Annotated in this window: 8 protein-coding genes; 5 read left to right on the top strand and 3 right to left on the bottom strand. The window is 62.5% G+C overall.

Going from position 1 to position 6,091, the window contains the following annotated elements; genetic code table 11:
- Both ACVWY5_RS01605 and ACVWY5_RS01600 read left to right on the top strand, forming a co-directional pair.
- Positions 1-375, top strand: a 375-nt coding sequence (locus tag ACVWY5_RS01605; RefSeq protein ID WP_456671633.1) for a hypothetical protein, incomplete at its 5' end; no start/stop codon positions are given.
- Positions 376-387: 12 nt separating this feature from the next.
- Positions 388-555, top strand: a complete 168-nt coding sequence (locus ACVWY5_RS01600) for a hypothetical protein (RefSeq protein ID WP_321177211.1) — start codon at positions 388-390, stop codon at positions 553-555.
- 152 nt (positions 556-707) lie between these two features.
- On the opposite strand, the gene ACVWY5_RS01595 is transcribed toward ACVWY5_RS01600, so the two are convergent.
- Positions 708-1,121, bottom strand: coding sequence for a RidA family protein (locus tag ACVWY5_RS01595; RefSeq protein WP_038378097.1), 414 nt, complete (start codon positions 1,119-1,121; stop codon positions 708-710).
- A 26-nt stretch (positions 1,122-1,147) separates the two neighbouring features.
- Positions 1,148-2,311 (bottom strand): acyl-CoA dehydrogenase family protein, encoded by a 1,164-nt coding sequence (locus ACVWY5_RS01590; RefSeq protein ID WP_456671632.1) that lies wholly within the window; start codon positions 2,309-2,311, stop codon positions 1,148-1,150.
- Between the two features lie 202 nt (positions 2,312-2,513).
- Here ACVWY5_RS01590 and ACVWY5_RS01585 point away from each other — a divergent pair, with 202 nt between their 5' ends.
- The gene (locus ACVWY5_RS01585) at positions 2,514-3,143 is read left to right on the top strand and encodes a Crp/Fnr family transcriptional regulator (protein WP_028338006.1); all 630 of its coding nucleotides are present in this window, start codon (positions 2,514-2,516) and stop codon (positions 3,141-3,143) included.
- Positions 3,144-3,146: 3 nt separating this feature from the next.
- Here ACVWY5_RS01585 and ACVWY5_RS01580 read toward each other — a convergent pair whose 3' ends face one another.
- Positions 3,147-3,671, bottom strand: coding sequence for a flavin reductase family protein (locus tag ACVWY5_RS01580; protein WP_051376414.1), 525 nt, complete (start codon positions 3,669-3,671; stop codon positions 3,147-3,149).
- A 168-nt stretch (positions 3,672-3,839) separates the two neighbouring features.
- Here ACVWY5_RS01580 and ACVWY5_RS01575 point away from each other — a divergent pair, with 168 nt between their 5' ends.
- Positions 3,840-5,057 carry an ABC transporter substrate-binding protein gene (locus ACVWY5_RS01575; protein WP_080667357.1) on the top strand — a complete coding sequence of 406 codons (1,218 nt, stop codon included), beginning with the start codon at positions 3,840-3,842 and terminating at the stop codon, positions 5,055-5,057.
- Between the two features lie 4 nt (positions 5,058-5,061).
- Positions 5,062-6,090 carry a branched-chain amino acid ABC transporter permease gene (locus ACVWY5_RS01570; protein ID WP_051376416.1) on the top strand — a complete coding sequence of 343 codons (1,029 nt, stop codon included), beginning with the start codon at positions 5,062-5,064 and terminating at the stop codon, positions 6,088-6,090.
- Position 6,091: the final 1 nt, after the last annotated feature.

Here is a 6,091-nt window from a genome sequence, read left to right as displayed (position 1 = left end):
TCCATCGCTGATCGCGTGACATCAGAAATCGCCATCATGATCCAATTCACGAAGGCCGCCTGCATTCCAACAGCAGACGCTCAGAAATGCTCGCTGTTGTGTTTGTCGGATTTGCGCATCGAGGGCATGAACCGCAATATCGTTCTCGTCTTTATCACTGCCTCTGGCGGCAAGAAGATGCGCGAGGCAGGCTTGGCGAGATTTGCCAACATCGTCTTTGCCGATCGTAGCTTGCTCGAGAAAAGGCGCGCGATGCGCCTATCCGCTGAACGCGCGTCGATGTTGCAAGCCGGATTCGCCACCTCGGGTGAGAAGCCTGAGATCATGGCGACGCGGGTCGGCGCCGAGTATGCCGAAATAGATTATTCAAGATAGACGGAGGGGAGGGTGAAAGTCTGGCTCGGTATTGGTGCGCTCCTTCTAGCGCTCATCGTTGGCGCGCAGTTCATCACCATCTTTGTTGTCCAGCCTGTTGGCGCGTTACCCGAGGGGCGGACCGTCGTCATAGCTCGCCTTACAAAGCTGAACTGGGGCTGCAATCCTGTTTCACATTGATTTTATTGTATTTTTCGGCCAAGCGAGCTGCGTTTGTGTGGCACCCTTGTGGGGCGATCTCGCGCCGACAATTACCATACTTGGATCGATATGCCACACACCTCGTCGCGGGTCAGAGCCACTTCGGCTCCGACGCCGCACACTGCTCCGCATTAGTCCTTGGCGGCCGCAACCGCCTTGATCTCGATGATCAGGCCTGGACGCGCCAGGCCAGCAATGTCGAGGATCGTCCATGTCGGGAACGGCCCCGGCACGTACTTCTCCTTGACCTTCATGAACTCAGCCAAGTGGGACGTCAGCCCCACGTGGTAGGAGACTAACTCAACAAGGTCGCCCATCTCGCAGCCGGTCTCCTCGAGCACCAACTTCAGCCGCTCGAATGCGTTGACGAACTGCTGCTCCGGCTTCTCCGGGATCGTGCCATCGGGGTTGAGGCCGATCTGGCCAGCCACGAAGACGAGACCGCCGGCCTTCACCGCGGACGAATACTGAAACTTGTCAAAGATCGAGCCGCCGCCGGCTGCGGCGAACATCGGATTCTTGGAGGCGTAGGTCTTCTTGGTCATGGAACATCCTTGCTTCGATGGGTGGTTCAAAGGCGGGTGCCGGGCGTCAGTTCGAGGCCGAGCAAGAGGCGACCGTAGGCCTCGGAGATCGGCTCGGGCTGAAGTAGGAAATGCGAACTCATCGCGTGGATGTCGCGGAACAGGCGCTCTATTCGCGTGCCTTCAGGTAGCAGCGATCCGCCCAGCGACGCGAACAGTCGCTGCGCCGAGGTGAGCGCCTGCCGCGATGCAATGGCGACCTTCGTCCGGCTGAGACCTCTCTCCTCGAGAGACAGACTTCCGCTCGCACGGATTTGCCTCTCGATTGATGCCGTCTCGGACAACAGAAAATCGCGCAGAAAGCTCATGTTCGCCGCGCTGGTCCCGGCATCGACCTGGGCAATCTTGTCGTTGATCTGAGCCTGTTGGTTGCCGGAGCTGATGCGGCTGCGCATGATCTTGATGGCTTCCTCGCTGCAGGCGCTCGCGACGCCGAGAGTAGGGGCGAGGACCGACATGGCATTGGCCGTGTTCAGCGGGAAATCGTAGACGGGCTCGGTGTTGGGGCAGGTGGGGTGCTTCTTCCCAGCCTGAAGCTCGGCCCAGCTCATGAAGCGATGTGAGGGTACGAAGGCTTTGGTGAGCGCGACGTTCTTGCTCCCCGTGCCGCGCATGCCCATCACGCGCCAACTCTGATGATCGATCGTGAATTCCGATTGAGGCACCAGCACTACGTGCGGGGCGGGCGCGCCACCCTTGTCGGTGATGTTGATGAGAATGCCCAGCCAGTCGGATACGTCGACGCCGGATGCGTATCGCCATCGACCGCTCAGCACGATTCCATCCTGTGTCGGCTCGACGACGATGTCCTGGCCGACGCCACCGGTCAGCATCGGCACGATCGGAGAAACGCCGTCGGCGAAGACGTCCGCCTGAGCTTCCGCGGAGAACTTGCCCAGCATGATGATGTTGGCGCTGGTCAATCCAGCGAGCCAGGCGCTCGACGAGCATCCTCGCCCGACGTGAAAGGTGGCCTCCCAGGCATATTGCGGTGAAGCTCCGTAACCGCCGAAGCGGGACGGCCGCATCAGATCGAACACGCCCGTCTCGAACAGCCGTTCCGCCACGTCGGCTGGAATCCGGCGAGCGTCCTCGATCCGGCCTGCCTGCTCGTCGAGCCACGGAACGAGCGCTGCAGTCTTCTCGATCACCTTTTCGGGCCCCGCTTCGATCGAAGCGGAGCCGGCGGTCCGTTGGGCCAAGGCCATTGCGATTGTCTCCTCTCGCGCTAACATTCCTCCGAAGTATCGCTACCGTGCCTGGCCCGCTGTATCGCCGGATACCCGTAGGTCGTTCATTTCGAAGAATCGACGGATGTCCCAAATGACTAAGAAGCCCGCCGCTACCTGGCGAATGACCGACGCGCTGGCTGCCAAGCTGCAGTCGTTCGAGGGAAAGGTGCGGTCGCGCCGATATGCCGAGGGCGAGCAGCTCTACCGGCAGGGCGAGGTCAATTCCTGCTTCTACTTCGTGAAGTCCGGTCTGGTTCAGGTCTCCATCTTCCGGCGAGACGGCACGGAGGTCGTGCTCGAGAATATGGGTCCGAACGCGCTATGCGGAGAAGGCGCGGCCTTCGACGGGCTGCCGCGGTTCTCGAGCGCGGTGGCCGTCGAGACGACCGAGGCGCTGGTGTTCGACACGGCCCGCATCGAAGGACTCATGCGCGAAGACCCGGAGTTCGCACTGGCGTTGCTACGCTTGACCAGCCTCAAACAACGAATTCTTGCGCTCCGGCTCGAGCATCTGGTCTCCAACGATCCAGAGGAGCGGATCCTCGAGCTGCTCGGCCGCCTGAGCGAGATGTTTGCGGTCGATCACGAACGGGGCCGCAAGATTCTGACGCACCTTACCCACGAACAGATCGCCTCGATGACGGGCACGTCCCGCGTCACCGTGACCCGTACTCTCGGAAGATTGCGCGAGAGGGGACTGCTTTCGGTCGAGGACGGCTTCACGATTCTCATGAAGGACCTGCGCGAGTAGGATCTAGCCCGTCCACCAGAGTTCGTCGATACGGCCAGCGGTCTCGGCGTCTTCGTAGGAGAGCCGCGCGTATTTCCCCCCATGATAGAGCAGCGGGGTCGCCGGCGTCGCCGGACCGAACATCTCTTCGACACGGCCGACGAGGATGCGGTGATCGCCGCCCGGATGTTCGGCGTCCAGCCGGCAACGGAAGGTCGCGTTCGCGCCTTCGATCCACGGCACGGATTCGCTCTCCAGCCATCGCCACGTCGGCTCCGCGAGAGGTCTTCCCGCGTGATGCGTCGAAACGTTCTGCTGATCGGCCGAGAGGATGTTCACCGAAAACGAGCCGATCTTGGCAATCCTCTCAGCCGTCTTGCTGGTCAGCGATGCACAGAACAACAGCAGCGGCGGATCAAGGCTGACCGGCGTCAGCGAATTCACGGTCATGCCTATCGGCGACGTCTCACCGGCCACTGCTATCAAGGTCACGCCGGTCGTCAGCCTGCGGAACAGCGTGCGGAATTCCCGCGTGATTTTTCCTTCCATCGTCCAGTTGCCTCCTGCGAGCTGCCCAATTTTCGGAGCAGAGAGCTACCCGCCCGTAGACGCCCAGTCTGTATCGGGCGGCACAAATCGGCCGATGTATCCTCAGATACAGCGCACACCCTCCGGCGCTGCCACCATTGCTGCGGAAACGGCAACCGCGAGGGAAACATGAGAACGATGACTAGGCGACGGCTCACTGCGCTGGGCGCGACGTTACTGACTGCCGCACTGACTGCCGCATCCATCGCGTCGCCTGGAGCGGCCGTGGCGCAGGAGAAGCCTGAACTGCGCATCGCCGCGATCGTTGCCGTGACGGGCCCCGCATCGGCGCTCGGCGCTCCGGAGCGCAATGCCGTCGAACTCTTCGACAAGATCTGGTCGGCCCGAACCGATCTACCCTTCAAGATCAAGGTCATTTCGTACGACGACGGCTCCGATCCGACTAAGTCGGTCAGCCTGACCCGAAAGGCGATCGAGGAGGACAAGGCGCAAGTCGTGGTCTGCTGCACGACGACCCCGAGTTCCATGGCCATCATCGACACGGTCAGTGCGGCCAAGGTCACGATGATCTCGATGGCATCCTCGGCAACGATCATCGAACCCGCGAGCGCGCGGCCGTTCACCTTCAAGACGCCGACGTCCGACAAGCTGATGCTCCAGCGCACGCTGGACTACATGAAACGGCAAGGCATCAAGAAGATTGGCTTCTTCGGCCTGGAGGACGCGTACGGAGAGGGCGGGCTCAGGGAGCTCCAGAACATTGCCAAGGACTTCGGGATCGAGCTCGCCGCGACCGAGCGCTTCGCCCGCCAGGACACCAACTTCACTCCCCAGGCGTTGCGGCTCAAGCAGGCGGGGCTGGACGCGGTGTATGTGCACGCGATTCCGCCGTCTGCGGACCTCGCCCACGAAGCGCTGAAGCGCGTCGGCTACGCCGGGCCGATCTATCACGGCGGCGGATCGTCCATCAACGCATTCGTCGACATCGGTAAGGCCAGCGTCGAGGGAGCCATTGTCGGCGTGGGCGCGCCGAACGTCTACGACCAGATCAGCAAGGACAATCCGCTCCGTCCCGTGCTGACCAAGTTCGCGGAGCTTTACGACGGCGCCTACGGAAAGGGAAAGACCGATCTCTTTGCCGGCCAGTCGTGGGACGCCATGATGCTGTCCGTCAACGCCTTCCAGTCGGCTCTCGCCGCAGGCGCGAAGCCGGACGACCTCGCCACGATGCGCGTCGCGGTTAAGGATGCGATGGAGCGCACGAAGGATTGGGCGGGCGTGAACGGCGTCTTCAACATCACGCCGACCGATCATCTCGGCCTCGACAAGCGCTCCACCTTCCTGTCGGTGATCAAGGGCGGCAAGTTCGTCCTGATCGAGGAATGATCCCTTGCTGGACACGGTCCTCTTCCTGATTTCGGACGGCGTCACCAACGGCGCCGTCTACGGTCTGCTCGCCCTGAGCCTGATCGTCGTCTACACGGTCACCCGCGTGGTCAACATCGCGCAGGGCGAGTACGTGACGCTGGGGGCGCTCTCGTTCGCGAGCGCGCTTTCGGGATCGTTCAATGGTCTGAGCGCGATCGTCGCCGGCGGGCTCGTGGCTTTCGCACTCAAGGACGTCGCCGATAGGCGGCTGAACAACGCCATGCGTTTGCGGATTGTCGCGTGGCGAGGGCTCTGGATCTTCGCCGTCCTCGCGAGCGCGGCCGTCGCCAATGTCATGCCCGGGTCGTATTGGCTCGCCGTTCTGGCGGCACTCGTCGCCACCGCTTCGCTCGGCACCCTGACGTATCGTCTGACGGTGGAGCCGGTCTCCGGCGCGTCGCCGATCGTGCTGCTGATCGTCAGCGTCGGTGTGTACATGGTGCTGCACGGGGTCGCAGTGGTGATCTGGGGGGCCGAGCCGCGGTCCGTTCCGCCTGTCGTCGACGGCGGCTTCGCGCTGGGTCCGGTATTCGTCACCTATCAGAGCCTCTGGATCTGCCTGTCGTCCGTCGCGGCGATGGTCGGCCTCTATCTTTTCTCGGCGCGCACGTTGATCGGCCAGGCGCTGCAGGCGACCGCGGTGAACAGGACAGGCGCGCAGCTTTGCGGCATTCCCGTCAGCGTCGCCGGCCAATTGAGCTTCGCGATCGGAGCCGGCTTCAGCGCTCTCTCGGGCTTGCTGCTCGCTCCGTTGATTACAGCGAACTACGACATGGGACTGCCGATCGGGTTGAAGGGCTTCGTCGCTGCGGCCTTGGGCGGCATCCTGGAGTATCCGACGGCGCTCGTCGGCGTCCTGCTGGTGGGATTGACCGAGTCCTTCTCAGCCTATCAGGCGAGCGCTTATCGCGACGTCGTGGTCTACCTCATGGTGATCCCGATCCTGCTCTGGCGGAACGCCGCGCGTCCTCCCGAAACTCATGGACATTGAC

This window comes from Bradyrhizobium sp. USDA 3256 (genome assembly GCF_054058275.1).
Note: the sequence above shows the minus strand (reverse complement) of the source record. Positions and strands in the feature narration are given on the sequence as shown.

Bases quoted from the DNA above. Each gene is read 5' to 3' on its own strand.
- ACVWY5_RS01595 (WP_038378097.1), bottom strand. From the start codon at position 1,121: ATGACCAAGAAGACCTACGCCTCCAAGAATCCGATGTTCGCCGCAGCC.
- ACVWY5_RS01585 (WP_028338006.1), top strand. From the start codon at position 2,514: ATGACCGACGCGCTGGCTGCCAAGCTGCAGTCGTTCGAGGGAAAGGTG.
- ACVWY5_RS01575 (WP_080667357.1), top strand. From the start codon at position 3,840: ATGAGAACGATGACTAGGCGACGGCTCACTGCGCTGGGCGCGACGTTA.
- ACVWY5_RS01580 (WP_051376414.1), bottom strand. From the start codon at position 3,671: ATGGAAGGAAAAATCACGCGGGAATTCCGCACGCTGTTCCGCAGGCTG.